The organism is Stenotrophomonas sp. B2, from assembly GCF_014947095.1.
GTDB lineage: Bacteria > Pseudomonadota > Gammaproteobacteria > Xanthomonadales > Xanthomonadaceae > Stenotrophomonas > Stenotrophomonas maltophilia_P.
In genome coordinates, this window is sequence record NZ_JADCQA010000004.1 from 51,669 (window position 1) to 66,062 (window position 14,394).

The window sequence follows — 14,394 nt, forward strand, 5'->3', positions numbered from 1 at the left end:
CCCCACAGACACTGCTGCCATGCCCAAGCACCTGCTCATCGTCGAATCGCCGGCCAAGGCCAAGACGATCAACAAATACCTCGGCAAGGACTACACCGTCCTGGCCTCGTATGGGCACGTGCGCGATCTGATCCCGAAGGAAGGCGCGGTCGATCCGGACAACGGGTTCGCCATGCACTACGACGTGATCGACAAGAACGAAAAGCACGTCGATGCGATCGCCAAGGCGGCCAAGGGCGCCGATGACATCCTGCTGGCGACCGACCCGGACCGCGAAGGCGAGGCGATCAGCTGGCACATCGCCGAGATCCTGAAGGAGCGCGGGCTGGTCAAGGACAAGCCGATGCAGCGCGTGGTCTTCACCGAGATCACCCCGCGCGCCATCAAGGAAGCGATCAACCAGCCGCGGGCCATCGCCAGCGATCTGGTGGACGCCCAGCAGGCACGCCGTGCGCTGGACTACCTGGTCGGCTTCAACCTGTCGCCGGTGCTGTGGCGCAAGGTCCAGCGCGGCCTGTCCGCCGGCCGCGTGCAGAGCCCGGCACTGCGCATGATCGTCGAGCGCGAGGAAGAGATCGAAGCCTTCATCGCGCGCGAATACTGGTCCATCGCTGCCGAATGCGCGCACCCGTCGCAGCACTTCAATGCCAAGCTGGTGAAGCTGGACGGACAGAAGTTCGAACAGTTCACCATCACCGACGGCGATACCGCCGAGGCTGCGCGCCTGCGCATCCAGCAGGCGGCGCAGGGCTCGCTGCACGTCACCGACGTGGCCAGCAAGGAGCGCAAGCGCCGCCCGGCGCCGCCGTTCACCACCTCCACCCTGCAGCAGGAAGCCTCGCGCAAGCTCGGCTTCACCACCCGCAAGACCATGCAGGTGGCGCAGAAGCTGTACGAAGGCGTGGCGATCGGCGATGAAGGCACGGTCGGCCTGATCTCCTACATGCGTACCGACTCGGTCAACCTGTCGCAGGATGCGCTGGCGGAAATCCGCGACGTGATCGCCCGCGATTACGGCATCGGTTCGCTGCCGGACCAGCCCAACACCTACCAGACCAAGTCCAAGAACGCCCAGGAAGCGCACGAAGCGGTGCGACCGACCTCGGCGCTGCGCACGCCGGCGCAGGTGTCGCGGTTCCTGACCGACGACGAGCGCAGGCTGTACGAACTGATCTGGAAGCGCGCGGTAGCGTGCCAGATGATTCCGGCCACGCTCAACACCGTCAGCGTCGACCTGTCGGCCGGCAGCGAACACGTCTTCCGTGCCAGTGGCACCACCGTGGTCGTGCCCGGCTTCCTGGCCGTGTACGAGGAAGGCAAGGACAGCAAGAGCGCCGAAGACGAGGACGAAGGCCGCAAGCTGCCGGCGATGAAGCCTGGCGACCGCGTGCCGCTGGAACGCATCCTGGCCGAGCAGCACTTCACCCAGCCGCCGCCCCGCTTCACCGAGGCGGCACTGGTCAAAGCGCTGGAAGAGTACGGGATCGGTCGTCCCTCGACCTACGCCTCGATCATCCAGACCCTGCTGTTCCGCAAGTACGTGGAGATGGAAGGTCGCAGCTTCCGTCCGTCCGACGTCGGTCGTGCAGTGTCCAAGTTCCTGTCCAGCCACTTCACCCAGTACGTGGACTACGACTTCACCGCCAGGCTTGAAGACGAGCTGGACGCCGTCTCGCGCGGCGAGGAAGAGTGGATCCCGCTGATGTCACGCTTCTGGGAGCCGTTCAAGGAGCTGGTCGAGGACAAGAAGGAATCGGTCGATCGTGCCGAAGCCAGTGGTGCGCGCGAGCTTGGCACCGACCCGAAGACCGGCAAGCCGGTCAGCGTGCGCCTGGGTCGCTTCGGGCCGTACGCCGCCATCGGCAGCACCGCCGAAGATGCCGAGGAGAAGCCGAAGTTCGCTTCGCTGCGCCCGGGCCAGTCGATGCACACCATCACCCTGGAAGACGCGCTGGAGCTGTTCCTGATGCCGCGCGCGCTGGGTGAGGACAAGGGCGAACCGGTCAGCGTCGGCATTGGTCGCTTCGGCCCGTTCGCCAAGCGTGGCAGCACCTATGCCTCGCTGAAGAAGGAAGACGACCCGTACACCATCGACCTGGCCCGCGCCGTCTTCCTGATCGAAGAGAAGGAAGAGATCGCGCGCAACCGGATCATCAAGGAATTCGAAGGCAGCGACATCCAGGTGCTGAATGGCCGCTTCGGCCCGTACATCAGCGACGGCAGGATGAACGGCAAGATTCCCAAGGACCGCGAGCCCGCCTCGCTGACGCTGGCCGAAGTGCAGCAGCTGATGGAAGAAACCGGCAAGCCGGTGCGCAAGGGCTTCGGCGCGAAAAAGGCCGCTGCCAAGAAGGCACCGGCGAAGAAGGCAGCGGTGAAGAAGGCAGCGGTGAAGAAGGAAGCCGCGCCGAAGAAGGCAGTGGCCAAGAAGGCACCGGCCAAGAAGGCGGCCGCGAAAAAGGCGCCGGCAAAGAAGGTCGCCGCCAAGAAGGCACCGGCGAAGAAAGCGGCCAAGAAGGTCGTCAAGAAGGCCTGATGTGGGACAGCGCCCGGCCATGGGCCGGGCGCAGGCAGTGCAGTACCTGGTCCGCCGCCGCCTCGATGGCGCCGGTCCACCCCATCTGCACGCGGTGGGAGGATAATGAAGGCCCATGCCGGGCCGGTCGCCACCATGAAAGAACTCACCCTGGATTCTGCCGTCACCCTGCTGCGCTCCGGCGGCGTGATCGCCTATCCCACCGAAGCGGTCTGGGGCCTGGGATGCGACCCGTCGCACGAAGCGGCGGTGCACACGGTGCTGCGGCTGAAGCAGCGGCCGATCGAGAAAGGCATGATCCTGGTGGCCGCCGAGCTGGCGCAGCTGGAAGGCTGGGTACGCCTGCAGGCGTTGCCCGACGAGCGTCAGCGTGCAGTGCTGGCCAGCTGGCCCGGCGCCAACACCTGGATTCTTCCTGCCGGATCACGCGCGCCAGGCTGGATCACCGGCGAACACAGCGGCATCGCGGTGCGCATCAGCGCCCACCCGCTGGTGGCGGCACTGTGCCACGCGTGGGGCGGGCCGCTGGTCTCCACCAGCGCCAACCTGGCCGGCGAGCCACCGGCACGCAGCCGCGAGGAACTGGATCCGCGCCTGCTGCGCCTGCTGGACGGCATCCTGGACGGCCCGACCGGCGGCCTGGCCCAGCCGACGCCGATCCGCGATGCGCTCAGCGGCAACGTCCTGCGATCCTGAGCCGCCCTGTGGACGCGCGGATTGCGCCGCGCCGCCGGATCCCGCACGCTGCCTCCATGAGCCCGCTGCGCGCCGCCCTCTGCCTGAGCCTGCTGCTGCCATTGACCGCCACCGCCGGCGACGATGTGCGTGTCTACCGCTGTGTCGGCAGCAATGGCGCCGTGGCACTGCAGGACACGCCGTGCAGCAGCGGCCGCCAGGAAGTGCGCGACCTGCAGCGGCCGCGTGATCCGGCGCCGCAGGTGGTGCGCAGCGACGCCGCGCCCGCAACCAGCACGCCGCCGGCCGTGATCGAGCGCGAGGTCCGGCACGTCTACGTCCAGCCTCCGCAACCGATGTACGAATGCGTTACCGCCGACGGCGAGCGTTACACCAGCGACAGCAACGAAGGCAATCCACGCTGGGTCCCGCTGTGGACCACGGTCTGGTCGCCGCGCGGCCATTTCGGGCCAGGCCATCCCGGGCCTCGCCCGGCCACGGGCGCATCGGCCGGAGGTCCGCCGATCTACCGGCCACCTGCGGTCGGCGTCGGCGTGCAGGTGCCGGCAGGCAACATCCTGGTCCGCGACACCTGCCATGCGCTGCCGCCGCAGGAAGTCTGTTCGCGCCTGCGCGATCGCCGCTGGGAGCTGGACCGCCGCTACAACAGCGCGCTGCAGAGCGAGCGCACCGCGATCAGCAACGAACAGCGCGGTATCGATGCGCGCCTGTCGCGCGACTGCGGGCGTTGAGCCCCTGCCCGTGTAGGCTGCACGCATGAGAAAAGCACTCTGGCTGGTTCTGGCGCTGCTGCCCGCAAACGCGTTCGCCGAGGACATGGTGATCTACCGCTGCACATTCAGCAGCAGCGACGTTCCTACCCTGCAGCGCACGCCCTGCCCCGAAGGCAGCACGCAGCAGATCCAGCGGGTACCGGAGCCATCAGCGACTCCGGCACCGCGCGTGGAGCCGCCCGCCGGCCAGGAAATGGAGCTCGCCCCGTCGTCAGCGCCGCCGCCGGCAGCGGCGGACACGCCGCGCGGGCTCGACCAGGCGCGCACCATCATGGAAGCGGGCATGGTTGAACCCGCTGGCGGCGGCGACGCCATTCTGGACAGCGCAGCGCTGCCGCTGCGGACGGACCCGGCAAGCCGCAGCGACACCGCGCCACGGGCACCGCTGCCGCCGATCTTCCAGTGCAGCAGCGAGGAAGGAAGCCGCTACCTGCACGAGTACGAGGCGGCGCCACCGCACTGCGTGCTGCTCGACGTACAGGGTCTTGGCGGTGTCACCCCGGCCAATGCCGCCAGCTGCGAAGTGGTACGCGACCGCTGCGAGGAGGTTCCCGAGATCCAGCGCTGCGGCAGCTGGCAGCAGCGCCTGCGCGACGCCCGGGGGCGTGAGCGCTTCGCCGCGCCGGAGAACCTCGACGCCGCGCGCAGCGAGCGCGAGCGTCTGCAGGCCGTGCTCGAGGCCAGCGACTGCCCGGTACCGGGGTGAGGACCTGCCGGCGTGGCGCGGGCCCAACGCGGTGACGGTCAGAACCCGTAGCGCAGGAAGCCGCCGTCCACGGCGATGCATTCGCCGGTGACATAACTCGCCGCCGGCAGGCACAGGAAGCCCACGGCCGCGGCGACTTCCTCCGGCTCACCGATGCGGCGCATCGGCGTGCGATCGATGACTTCCTCGTAGTAGTCAGGGTCGGACAACGGCCCGGAGGTGCGGCGCGTGCGGATGTACCACGGCGCCACCGCGTTCACGCGGATGCCGTCCTCGGCCCATTCCACGGCCAGGTTGCGGGTCATCTGATGCATCGCCGCCTTGCTCATGCCGTACACCACGCCACTGCGCACATGGGTCAGGCCGGAGACGCTGCCGACGTTGACGATGGCCGACGACGCGTGACGTGCCAGCAGCGGATGCGCATAGCGCGACAGTTCAAACGCCGAGAACAGATTGGTCTCGAAGATGCCGCGCCACTCGTCCTCGGTATAGTCGATGGCGGCGCGGGTGATGTTGCCACCCGCATTGTTGACCAGCACGTGCAGGCCATCGGCATGGTCCTCGACCCAGTCCAGGATCTGCCGGCGATCCTCGTCGTCGGAGACGTCGGCGGCAAGCGCGCGCACCTGCTGGTCGGGATAGGCGTCGGCCAGCTCGTCGCGCGCGGTTTCCAGCGCGTCGATGTCGCGCCCGACAATCATCAGGTCGGCACCGAAGCCGGCCAGTTCACGCGCGATGGCCAGGCCGATGCCGGCGCTGGCGCCGGTGATCAGTGCGGTCTGCCCGTCCAGTCGCCACCGTTGCTGTGTCATGTGTCCTCCCGGGCTGCGCCCGCTGTGTTCCGATGCAGAAAGGATACGCGCTCACGGCACGCCCCTGCCGGCGGTGCCACACTGGCCGCACGCCCGTCGTGGAGAGCCGCCATGCGCATCCTGATCCTGTCCGTACTGCTGTCGGCGACTGTATTGCTGGCCGGCTGCCAACGCCCACCGGCACCGGACCCGGAACGGCCGCCGGAACCCCAAGCACTGGCCCGTGCAGCGCAGCAACCGATCGATCGCGCGCGCGCCGTGCAGAAGACCGTCGATGATGGCGCCGAGCGCGAGCGCAGCGCGGAAGCCGACGCAGCGCGCTGATCGCCGCGATGGCGCTGTCAGCGGAGCGCCGCCAAACGAAAACGCCCGGCCAAGGGCCGGGCGTTTTCCGTCGATCCACGCTACGCGTGGCTGGCTGTGCTCAGAACCCGCAGAAGCAGTACGCCAGGGTCTTTACCGGAGCGCCGTTACCCTTCTCGCGCGCGGCGTTCTCGACGAAGCGCAGCTGGGTATCCACTTCCGGCATCGTGCGCGCCAGCATCATCCGCGCCACGCCCGAATCGGACAGCATCCAGGCACCAGTACGGCTGCCGGCAAACCCACTGACGAACTGCGCGAACGGGGTCGCGGCCTTTTCGATGTAACGCACGCGGAACTTGTCTTCGCCGCCCAGCTTGGCGCGGCTGGCGGCGTCGGCCACGGCGTCTTTCAGGCCACCGAAGGCATCGACCAGACCACGTTCCTTTGCCTGCGCGCCACTCCAGACACGGCCACGGGCCACCTCATCAATGGCCTCGACCGGCTTCTTGCGTGCTTCGGCGACACGTCCGGTGAAGTCGGCGTAGCCCTTGTTGATGACCGTCTGGATGACCTGGCCCACCGCCGGATCCATCGGACGGGTGACGTCGAACGCACCGGCGAAGCGCGTGGTACCGACACCATCGGTATGCACGCCGATCTTGTCCAGCGCGCGGCTGAAGTTCGGGATCATGCCGAAGATGCCGATCGAACCGGTGATGGTCGAGGGATCGGCGTAGATGCGATCGGCATTCATGCTGATCCAGTAACCACCGGACGCGGCCAGGTCACCCATTGACACCACCACCGGCTTGCCGGCGGCCTGCAGGGCCACCACTTCACGGCGGATCTGCTCGGAGGCGAACACTTCGCCACCCGGCGAATTCACGCGCAGCACCACGGCCTTGACCTGCTCGTCGTCGCGCGCAGCGCGCAGCAGCGCCGACGTGGACTCACCACCGATGCGGCCGGCCGGCAGGTCACCGCCACTGATCTCGCCGGCGGCAACCACCACGGCCACCTGCGGGCGTGCATCCACCGGACTACGGCGGGCGTCGAGCAGGGCCATGTAGCGACCGAAATCGACATTGCGGAAGCCGCCCTCAGCGTCTTCATCGGCCACGCCGCGTTCGATCATCAGGTCTTCGAACTCCTCGCGGGTCTTCAGCGCGGTCACCAGCTTCTGCTGCAGGGCGAACTTGGCCAGATCGCCACCGGCAGCCGCCACGCCTTCGGGCAGCGTATCGATGCCGGCGGCCAGTTGCGCCGGATCCAGCCGGCGCGCCTTGGCGATGTCGCCCAGATAGCGCTGCCACACGTCGTTCATCCAGTACAGGTCGGCTTCCTTGGCCGCCGGCGAAGCAGCATCAAGCACATAGGGCTCGGCCGCGGACTTGTACTCGCCCACCTTGAACAGGTGCACGTCCACGCCCAGCTTGTCCTGCAGGCCGGAGCGGAAGTACTGGCGGTAGCGGCCCAGACCCTCGAGCACCACCGATCCCATCGGATCCAGGTAGACCTCGTCGGCCTGCGCAGCCAGCAGGTACTGCGACTGGCCCATGCTTTCGCTGTAGGCCACCAGCTGCTTGCCGGACGCGCGCAGGCTCTGCAGCGCGGCGGCGACTTCACGCAGCGAGGCGAAGCCGGAGGGCTGCAGCTTGTCCAGTTCCAGCACCACGCGCTCGATCTTCTTGTCCTCGCGCGCCGACTCGATCACCCGGACCAGGTCACGCAGCTGGACCTCTTCGGCGCTGTTGTCGCCCACGGCCTTGGCCAGCGCGCGGCTGACCGGATCGGCGCTGAACTGCTCGACCAGGCGCCCTTCCGGTGCGATCACCAGGGTCGTGCGGTCCTGCAGCGATTTGCTGGCACCGGCGCCCATGCCGGCGGCGATGACGAACACCACCAGCAGCAGGAACAGCAGGCCGAAGAACACCAGGTTGAGGATCAACCGGCGGGTGAAATTCATGACGTCCCACAGCCCGATGAAGAAACTGGCGACGGGATTGCGACGCGCCTGGGGCAGCGGGGGCACGGGTTGATTCATGGAGCGCTCCGGATGGCTTCTTGCCGTGGTAACAGCATAGCCGGTGCCGTGTGAGGCGGCATCGGACACAAGTCAGGGGATCGCCCGTCACGGGGTGACGGGCGGAGGGTCAGGACAGCGCGGACTGGCCGATGCGCTGGCTGCTGCGACGCAGGCGCCAGCCCATCAGGATGGCGGCGGCAGTGAGGCCGACGATCAGGCCGATCCACATGCCCTGCGGGCCCATGCCCAGCCCCAGGCCGAGCCCGGCGCCGAGCGGCATGCCCAGGCCCCAGTAGGCGAACATGGCGATGAACATCGGCACGCGGGTGTCCTTCAGGCCGCGCAGAGCTCCGGCCGACAGCACCTGGATGCCGTCCGGGAACTGGAAGGTGGCCGCGTACAGCAGCAGCGTGGAGGCCAGGCCGGCCACCGCCAGATCGTTGGTGTACACCCCGACGATGGCATCGTGGCCGAACAGCAGCACCAGCGCGGACAACGTCTGTGTACCCATGATGATCGCGTAGCCGGCCCAGGCTGCACGACGCACACCGAAGCCATCACCCCGCCCCACTGCATGACCCACGCGCACCGTGGTGGCCTCGGCCACGCCCATCGGGATCATGAAGCACAGCTGCGCCACGTTGATCGCGATCTGGTGGGCTGCCGCCTCGTTGGCGCCGAGGCGGCCGATCAGCAGCGCGGTGACGATGAACAACCCACCTTCCATCAGCACGGTGATGCCGATCGGCAGACCGGTGCGCAGCAGGTCCCAGATCGCCTTCCAGCGCGGCCACTCGAAGTGCGAGAACAGCTGCAGATGGGCGAATCGCCGGGTACGCCACAGATAGAGGGCAAATGCGCTTGCCTGCAACCACATCATCACCGCCGAGGCGATGCCCAGGCCCTCGGCACCCAGCTCCGGGAAGCCCAGCTTGCCGTTGGCCAGCACGTAGCCCATCGGCGCCAGCACCACCAGGCCGCCGAAGCCGATCAACATGGTCGGCAGCGTCCAGTGCATGCCCTCGCTGAGATAGCGCATGCAGAAGTACAGCGTCAGCGCCGGCCCGCCCCAGCGCACCGCATGCAGGAACGCTGTTGCGCCGGGCACGATGTCCGGCGCGATGCCGAAGGCGGGCAGCAGCGGCGGCACCACCGTGAGGAAGGTGAACATGATCAGGCCCAGGCCCAGCGCCAGCCACAACGCCTGCCGGAACAGCGGACCGATCTCGCGCTCGCGGCCGGCGCCGTGCAGCTGTGATACGGAGGCGGTCAGCGAGATCAGCGTGCCGATCGGAATCAGCATCGGCAGCCAGAGCAGGGCCGTGCCGATGGTCACGGCCGCCAGGGTTGAGGTGGCGTGATGACCGGCAATCACGTTGTCGACGAAGGAGATCAGGCCGGTGGAGACATGCCCGAGCACGAGCGGCAGGGCGAGCAGACCGGTGGCGCCGACTTCCTTGCTGAAGCGCGGCGTGGAGGTTGCGTTGGACATGGGATGCAGAACGCGAACTGCGGTTGCGCGCGAAGGGCACAGGCACCGGGTTGCGGGCCGTCATCTTACGCGCGCGGTGCGTTCATTCCCATGACATGGCGTGAACGCTGGGTTTGACCGCGCGCTTACTGGCCGGCCTGGCGCTTGAGCCAGGCGTCTCGTTCCGCAGCAGGTACGGCGAGGAACGCGCTGCGCACCGCATCGCGTTCCTGCGGCGGCGTGCGCTGGGCCACCAGCGCCAACTGCGCCAGCTGTGCCGGGCTGAGCTGGTGCAGCACGGCCAGTGCACTGTCGCGCTGCTGCGGTGGCAGGAAGCCGAACAGCCCATGCAGCTTGGGAAACTCCACGCCCAGTTGCGGCCCCAACCGCCAGCCATCGCGGAACGCCTGGTCCTGTGCCTGGAATTGCGAGCGCAGGCGCTCCTGCTGTGCGGCCGGCAGCGCGGCGAACCGCGTGGCCGCCTGACGGATGCGTTCGCGCTCGCTTTCCGGCAGCGCGCGCCAAGCGGCGTAGTCGGCGCGGCGCTGCCGCTGCTGCTGCGCGTCGAGCTGGACGAACGCGGTGGGTGCCGCCGATGGCGGGACCACGGGCGCGGCCGCCGGCGCGGGTGGCAGTGGAACATTCAGGGTCTGGGGCGTTGCGGACAGCGACAACGGGATGGCCAGCAGCAGGCTGGTGATCACGGACTTATTCATCGGCGGCGGCGGTTTCCAGCACTGCGCTGGCCGGCTCTGGCCGGCTCGGCTTGGTCTGCGACTCGTCCACCGGCAGCGGACCACCGGCGGCCGTCCAGGCATACAGATCGGCCTCGGCCAGCAACGGATAATCGCGGTCGGCCAGCATTGCTGCGTCATCGCTGGCCGGGGCGCTGTCCGCCTGCGGCGTGGCAGCGACCGTGCTCGGCGGCAGCGCCTCGACCGTGACCGGGCCGGCCTCGGCAACCACCCCCTCCGGCAGCGGCGCATCGCTCACCAGCGACCGACCGCTCCAATGGCGCCAGCCCAGAGCGGCTGCCAGCAGTACTGCCACCGTCAGCAGCAGGATCGCCGGCCCGCGCCAGCGCGGTCGGGCATCGGGGCGCCGGCGCCGGGGGCTGGCAGCGCTCCGTTCATCGCGCTGCGGTGCCCTCCAGCTGGACGTCGGCGCCTGCGGATTGCTGCTGGTGGCAGCTGCCGGCTGCTGCAGCTGCTGCAGCCGCTGCGCCGGCAGGTCGCGGATGCGCTGCTGCACCTGTTCGGCCAGGCCGCGCCAGGCAACGGCATCCGGCTGACCCTGGGCATCACGCGGGCAGGCATCGGCCAGCAGCTGCTGGTAGCCGGCCTCATCACGATCGAGTACCCGCGTGGCGATGTTCTCATCCAGGCTGCCGCCCACCCGCAGCAGCAGGGCCAGCCGTGGCAGCGGTGCCATGCCGCCCAGTGCGGCGAGTGCCGGCGGCCACTGGCCCGGGGCCGGCTCGCGCAGTGCCTGCCGCTGCCCCAGCAGGGTCCAGAAGCGGGTCGGCCACTGTGCCATCGGCAGATCGCTGGCAACGGCCGAGAAGGCGCGCATCACCGCCACCAGGGTCTGCTCGGCCCGGGCCGGGTCGCCGCATTGCAGCTCCGCCACTACCAGGGCACGGCGCTCTACGCCACGCAGAAACGCCGACAGCGCACCGGCCGCGGTCGAGGAAACAGGGGCGGGCACAGCGGTCATCGGTCACTCCAGAGGTCTGCCGGCATGATAGCGGCAGGCCATCGGCGCCCGGCAGGACTTGCGTCCGTGGGCACTTCATGCTGCAGGTTGTGCACAGCACCACGCTGGCGCCCGGCAAAACCGCGACATCTCGCTGAATTCACTCTGTTTCAGCAATGTTTCACACATAACATATTGATTTTAATACATTTTAAAGTATGGCGATTTTTTGACCAACCCAAGGGCGAGGCCGTCGCCATCGGCGTCCTGCGCAGCCGTTGACCGGTAACGCACAGTGTTATCCACAGAACGTGTGGATAAGACTGAATCTCCAATGGACACCGATATTTAGGTGACATTTATGATTCGGCGACGTCCCCCGTGTGGGCCTTCCGGGCGGCATGCGGGTGCACACGGCCCGTTACACTGCCCCGATGCTCGACCCGATTCCGACCCTGCAGGTCGCCCTGCCCGTCCCCCTGCCCCGCCTGTTCGACTATCTGTCGCCGCAGGGCGATGCCCCGGACGTGGCGGTCGGCTGCCGGGTGAAGGTGCCGTTCGGCAACCGCGAACTCATCGGCGTGGTGGCCGGCCACGGCCAGGCCGACGACGGCCAGGGCCTGCGTCAGGCGCTCGCGTGGTGCGACCCCGCGCCCCTGCTGCAGGGCGAACTGTGGCAGAGCCTGCAATGGCTGGCCCGATACACCCACGCGCCGCTGGGCGAAGTGCTGAGCACGGCCCTGCCGGGGCCGCTGCGGCACGGCGAAGCCCTGCCCGACACCCATCATTGGGGCTGGCAGCTGACCGCCGCAGGCCACGCGCAGCGCGGCACGCTGCGCGCAGGCAGCCGCCCGCGGCAGTTGGCGGAACTGCTGGCCGACGCCGTCGTGGACGAGGACGTGCTGGGGGCGCGCATGGAGGACTGGCGCAGCGCGGCGCGCAGTCTCGGCAAGCGCGCACTGGCCGAGCGCGTTGCACTGAGCGTGGCGCCACAGCACGCGCAACCGCTGCCCGGCCCGACCCTCAATCCGGACCAGGCCGAAGCCGTTGCCGCGATCAACGCCGCGGAGGGGTTCCAGCCCTTCCTGCTCGATGGGGTGACCGGCAGCGGCAAGACCGAGGTCTACCTGCAGGCGATCATCCACTGCCTGGCCCAAGGCCGGCAGGCGCTGGTGCTGGTGCCCGAAATCGGACTGACGCCGCAGACCCTGGCGCGTTTCCGCGGCCGCCTGGGCATCGCCGTGCATGCGCTGCATTCGGGATTGAACGACAACGAGCGCGCGCGCGTCTGGGCAGCCGCCTCGCGCGGCGAAGCGCGGGTGATCGTCGGCACCCGCTCGGCGGTGTTCACGCCGCTGCCGCAGGCCGGCCTGCTGATCGTGGACGAGGAACATGACGGCAGCTACAAGCAGCAGGACGGCATCCGCTACCACGCGCGCGATTTCGCCCTGGTGCGTGCCAAGGCGATGGGGGTTCCGGTGCTGCTGGGCAGCGCGACACCGTCGCTGGAAACCCTGCACAACGCCTATGCCGGTCGTTACCTGCACCTGCGCCTGAAGCAGCGCGCCGGCGACGCTCGGCCGCCACGCGTGCGCATCCTGGATGTGCGCAAGCGTCCCCTGCAGGACGGTCTCTCGGCCGAAGTGCTGGCCGGCATCGGCGAGCACCTGCAGCGCGGCCAGCAGGTGCTGGTGTTCAAGAACCGGCGTGGTTACGCACCGGTACTGCTGTGCCATGACTGCGGCTGGACGGCGCCGTGCCAGCGCTGTGATGCGCCGATGACCGTGCATGGCGGCGGCCGTCGCCTGCAGTGCCATCACTGCGGTGCGCGGCAACCGGCGCCACTGGCCTGCCCCGCCTGCGGCAGCCTGGCCCTGCAGCCACAGGGAATCGGCACCGAGCGGCTGGAGGAGCACCTCACCGCCGCCTTCGCCGAGTACCCGGTGGTGCGCATCGACCGTGGCACCACCGCCCGCCGCGATGCGCTGGAACAGCAGCTGGCCAAGCTGGGGGACCAGGCCGGCATCCTGGTCGGCACGCAGATCCTGGCCAAGGGCCACGATCTGCCCAGACTCACGCTGGTGGTGGTGGTCGGCATCGACGAGGGCCTGTTCTCGGCCGATTTCCGCGCCAGCGAGAAACTTGCGCAGCAGTTGATCCAGGTCGCCGGCCGCGCCGGGCGCGCCCGCGATCCGGGCGAGGTGTGGCTGCAGACCCACCATCCGGGTCATCCCCTGCTGGAGACGCTGGTCAACGGCGGCTACCACCCGTTCGCGCAGGCCGAGCTGAACCAGCGGCAGGCCGCCGGCTTCCCGCCATTCGCGCATCTGGCACTGATGCGTGCCGAAGCGCAGCAGGTGGAGCACGCCAACGCGTTCCTGCTGGCTGCACGGCGACTGCTGGGCGAACAGGCGCTGGTGGAAGCGTACGGACCGATGCCGGCACCGATGCCGCGCCGGGCCGGCTACCAGCGCACGCAGCTGCTGCTCTCATCGGCACAGCGCCCGCCTCTGCACGGCGTGCTGGCGCAGCTGGTACCGCAGCTGTATGCCTTGCCGGAAGCCCGCAAGGTGCGCTGGTCGCTGGATGTGGATCCGACGGATCTGTATTGAATGCAAGCGGAATCCGCCGGGCATGGCCCGGCGCCATCGTTACCGCACGCGATTCCCGCTTACGTCAGCGGTGACATCACGCCGCGCTGGTAAGCGGGTCGCTCACGCAGGCGGGCGTACCACTCGGCCAGGTGGGGCAGGTCCGGACGCTGGATCGGCAGTTCATACCAGGCGTACACCAGTGAACCCAACGGGATGTCGCCCATCGCGAATGTCGCGCCCGACAGCCACGGCTGCGTGGCCAGCGTCGCATCGGCCATCGCCAGGTAATCGGCGGCGCGGACGATGGCGGCATTGATGCGCGATTCGTCGCGGTCTGCCGGCGCGGTGCGCATGATGCCCCAGATCAGATCGCTGTACAGCGGCGCCATCCGCGAGGTGCTCCAGTCCATCCATTTCTCGGCCTGTGCGCGTTCCATCGGATCCTCCGCGTACAGTGTCCCCAGCGCGTAGCGCGCGCTCAGGTAACGCACGATGGCGTTGGACTCCCACAGCGGCAGGCCCTGGTCCTCGATCACCGGCACCAGGCTGTTGGGGTTCATCGCCAGGTATTCCGGCGTCTGTGTGCCACCGTGGCTGCCGCCCACTTCGATGGACTCGTAGGGCAGGCCGATCTCTTCGGCACACCACAGCACCTTGCGGACGTTGCTGGAATTGCGACGGCCCCAGATCTTCAACATGCGGGTATTCCTTGCGGGCAATGCGAGCGGCAACGATACGCCTGATCGGTGTACATGTGGGCGTGCGGAATGATGCGCGGG

At 68.5% G+C, this 14,394-nt stretch carries 12 protein-coding genes; 6 read left to right on the forward strand and 6 right to left on the reverse strand.

Features of this window, described 5'->3' with window-relative positions; translation table 11 throughout:
• The first annotated feature begins 19 nt into the window (after window positions 1-19).
• From IMX13_RS05410 to IMX13_RS05425, 4 genes are all read left to right on the forward strand, one after another.
• The gene (locus IMX13_RS05410) at window positions 20-2,536 is read left to right on the forward strand and encodes a DNA topoisomerase I (RefSeq protein WP_193395967.1); all 2,517 of its coding nucleotides are present in this window, start codon (window positions 20-22) and stop codon (window positions 2,534-2,536) included.
• 105 nt (window positions 2,537-2,641) lie between these two features.
• Complete coding sequence (locus IMX13_RS05415) at window positions 2,642-3,232, forward strand: Sua5/YciO/YrdC/YwlC family protein (protein ID WP_080375246.1); 591 nt, start codon at window positions 2,642-2,644, stop codon at window positions 3,230-3,232.
• Between the two features lie 56 nt (window positions 3,233-3,288).
• Window positions 3,289-3,963, forward strand: coding sequence for a DUF4124 domain-containing protein (locus IMX13_RS05420; RefSeq protein ID WP_128987731.1), 675 nt, complete (start codon window positions 3,289-3,291; stop codon window positions 3,961-3,963).
• 25 nt (window positions 3,964-3,988) lie between these two features.
• On the forward strand, window positions 3,989-4,711 hold the full coding sequence (locus IMX13_RS05425) for a hypothetical protein (protein ID WP_111186263.1): 723 nt from the start codon (window positions 3,989-3,991) through the stop codon (window positions 4,709-4,711).
• 38 nt (window positions 4,712-4,749) lie between these two features.
• Here IMX13_RS05425 and IMX13_RS05430 read toward each other — a convergent pair whose 3' ends face one another.
• Window positions 4,750-5,526: an SDR family oxidoreductase gene (locus IMX13_RS05430; RefSeq protein ID WP_065181584.1), complete on the reverse strand. Its 777-nt coding sequence runs from the start codon at window positions 5,524-5,526 to the stop codon at window positions 4,750-4,752.
• A 111-nt stretch (window positions 5,527-5,637) separates the two neighbouring features.
• On the opposite strand from IMX13_RS05430, the gene IMX13_RS05435 reads away from it, so the two are divergent.
• A complete protein-coding gene (locus IMX13_RS05435) occupies window positions 5,638-5,850 on the forward strand; it encodes a hypothetical protein (protein ID WP_053515748.1) in 213 nt (70 codons plus the stop codon).
• 100 nt (window positions 5,851-5,950) lie between these two features.
• On the opposite strand, the gene sppA is transcribed toward IMX13_RS05435, so the two are convergent.
• The 4 genes from sppA to IMX13_RS05455 form a co-directional block, all read right to left on the reverse strand.
• Window positions 5,951-7,873: a signal peptide peptidase SppA gene (gene sppA / locus IMX13_RS05440; protein WP_053515746.1), complete on the reverse strand. Its 1,923-nt coding sequence runs from the start codon at window positions 7,871-7,873 to the stop codon at window positions 5,951-5,953.
• Between the two features lie 109 nt (window positions 7,874-7,982).
• Window positions 7,983-9,347, reverse strand: a complete 1,365-nt coding sequence (locus IMX13_RS05445; protein ID WP_053515745.1) for an MATE family efflux transporter — start codon at window positions 9,345-9,347, stop codon at window positions 7,983-7,985.
• A 125-nt stretch (window positions 9,348-9,472) separates the two neighbouring features.
• Window positions 9,473-10,042, reverse strand: coding sequence for a DUF3106 domain-containing protein (locus IMX13_RS05450; protein ID WP_193395968.1), 570 nt, complete (start codon window positions 10,040-10,042; stop codon window positions 9,473-9,475).
• On the reverse strand, window positions 10,035-11,042 hold the full coding sequence (locus IMX13_RS05455; protein WP_128987728.1) for a hypothetical protein: 1,008 nt from the start codon (window positions 11,040-11,042) through the stop codon (window positions 10,035-10,037). Before IMX13_RS05455 ends, IMX13_RS05450 begins: the two co-directional genes overlap by 8 nt.
• A 413-nt stretch (window positions 11,043-11,455) precedes the next feature.
• Between IMX13_RS05455 and IMX13_RS05460 the strand changes: the two genes are divergently transcribed.
• Window positions 11,456-13,633: a primosomal protein N' gene (locus IMX13_RS05460; RefSeq protein WP_193395969.1), complete on the forward strand. Its 2,178-nt coding sequence runs from the start codon at window positions 11,456-11,458 to the stop codon at window positions 13,631-13,633.
• A gap of 59 nt (window positions 13,634-13,692) precedes the next feature.
• On the opposite strand, the gene IMX13_RS05465 is transcribed toward IMX13_RS05460, so the two are convergent.
• Window positions 13,693-14,313 (reverse strand): glutathione S-transferase, encoded by a 621-nt coding sequence (locus IMX13_RS05465; protein WP_065174440.1) that lies wholly within the window; start codon window positions 14,311-14,313, stop codon window positions 13,693-13,695.
• Window positions 14,314-14,394: the final 81 nt, after the last annotated feature.

Coding starts and splice junctions, on each gene's coding strand:
- IMX13_RS05455 (WP_128987728.1), bottom strand. CDS start 11,042: ATGACCGCTGTGCCCGCCCCTGTTTCCTCGACCGCGGCCGGTGCGCTG.
- IMX13_RS05460 (WP_193395969.1), top strand. CDS start 11,456: ATGCTCGACCCGATTCCGACCCTGCAGGTCGCCCTGCCCGTCCCCCTG.
- IMX13_RS05415 (WP_080375246.1), top strand. CDS start 2,642: ATGAAGGCCCATGCCGGGCCGGTCGCCACCATGAAAGAACTCACCCTG.
- IMX13_RS05425 (WP_111186263.1), top strand. CDS start 3,989: ATGAGAAAAGCACTCTGGCTGGTTCTGGCGCTGCTGCCCGCAAACGCG.
- IMX13_RS05450 (WP_193395968.1), bottom strand. CDS start 10,042: ATGAATAAGTCCGTGATCACCAGCCTGCTGCTGGCCATCCCGTTGTCG.
- IMX13_RS05435 (WP_053515748.1), top strand. CDS start 5,638: ATGCGCATCCTGATCCTGTCCGTACTGCTGTCGGCGACTGTATTGCTG.
- IMX13_RS05420 (WP_128987731.1), top strand. CDS start 3,289: ATGAGCCCGCTGCGCGCCGCCCTCTGCCTGAGCCTGCTGCTGCCATTG.
- IMX13_RS05465 (WP_065174440.1), bottom strand. CDS start 14,313: ATGTTGAAGATCTGGGGCCGTCGCAATTCCAGCAACGTCCGCAAGGTG.
- sppA (WP_053515746.1), bottom strand. CDS start 7,873: ATGAATCAACCCGTGCCCCCGCTGCCCCAGGCGCGTCGCAATCCCGTC.
- IMX13_RS05410 (WP_193395967.1), top strand. CDS start 20: ATGCCCAAGCACCTGCTCATCGTCGAATCGCCGGCCAAGGCCAAGACG.
- IMX13_RS05445 (WP_053515745.1), bottom strand. CDS start 9,347: ATGTCCAACGCAACCTCCACGCCGCGCTTCAGCAAGGAAGTCGGCGCC.
- IMX13_RS05430 (WP_065181584.1), bottom strand. CDS start 5,526: ATGACACAGCAACGGTGGCGACTGGACGGGCAGACCGCACTGATCACC.